We start from the raw sequence: 642 nt of genomic DNA on the forward strand, positions 1-642 counted from the left end.
ACCAAAGGAGAAACCGACAATGAAGATCAAGCAAGCGATCGCCGGCTCGTTGCTCGCGGGCGCCCTCGGGTTGGCCGCGGCGGGCTTCGGCGCCGCGGTGGCCAGCGCCGATCCGCCGCCGCCACCACCGGGACCAGGGCAACCCGGACAGCCGCCGCCCGGTCCGGGGGGTCCGGGCGGACCGTTCGGGGCTCCGCCGCCCGGGCCCGGTGCACCGGGCGGACCATTTGGGCAGCACCCCGGCGGACCACCTCCACCGCCGCCGGGATTCTGACGCCGGCCGTCCAGCGCACCGACGAGCGGTGGTCGCCCCAATCAACCCGGTTGGGGCGACCACCGCTCCCTCAATTCACGCCCGCGTCGAGCGGCAGGCTAAGCCGGAACTGAGCCCCGCCCTCGCGCGGCAGGCACGTCAGCTCCCCGCCATGGGCGCGCGCCAGCGCCCTGGCGATCGGCAGGCCCAGCCCGGCACCGCCGTGGTCGCGGGCGCGACCGGCGTCCAGGCGCACCAGCCGCTCGAAGATGCGGTCGCCCTCGACATCGGGGATCCCGGGGCCGGTGTCGGTGACGGTCACCTCGGCCGCGTGGTCGCGGGAGCGCAGGTCGACGCTGATGGCGCCGGCCTCGGGGGTGTAGCGCCGG

General features: G+C 76.0%; 1 protein-coding gene and 1 pseudogene. One reads left to right on the plus strand and one right to left on the minus strand.

All coding sequences use genetic code 11. From position 1 onward, the window contains the following. Positions 1 to 274, plus strand: a pseudogene (locus A5706_RS33130) (hypothetical protein); the annotation flags it as partial. A 70-nt stretch (positions 275 to 344) separates the two neighbouring features. On the opposite strand, the gene A5706_RS18730 reads toward A5706_RS33130, so the two are convergent. Beyond that, positions 345 to 642 (minus strand): ATP-binding protein (locus A5706_RS18730; RefSeq protein WP_197517886.1); only part of this gene is annotated, 298 nt, incomplete at its 5' end.

Source organism: Mycobacterium sp. E796 (assembly GCF_001672815.1).
GTDB lineage: Bacteria > Actinomycetota > Actinomycetes > Mycobacteriales > Mycobacteriaceae > Mycobacterium.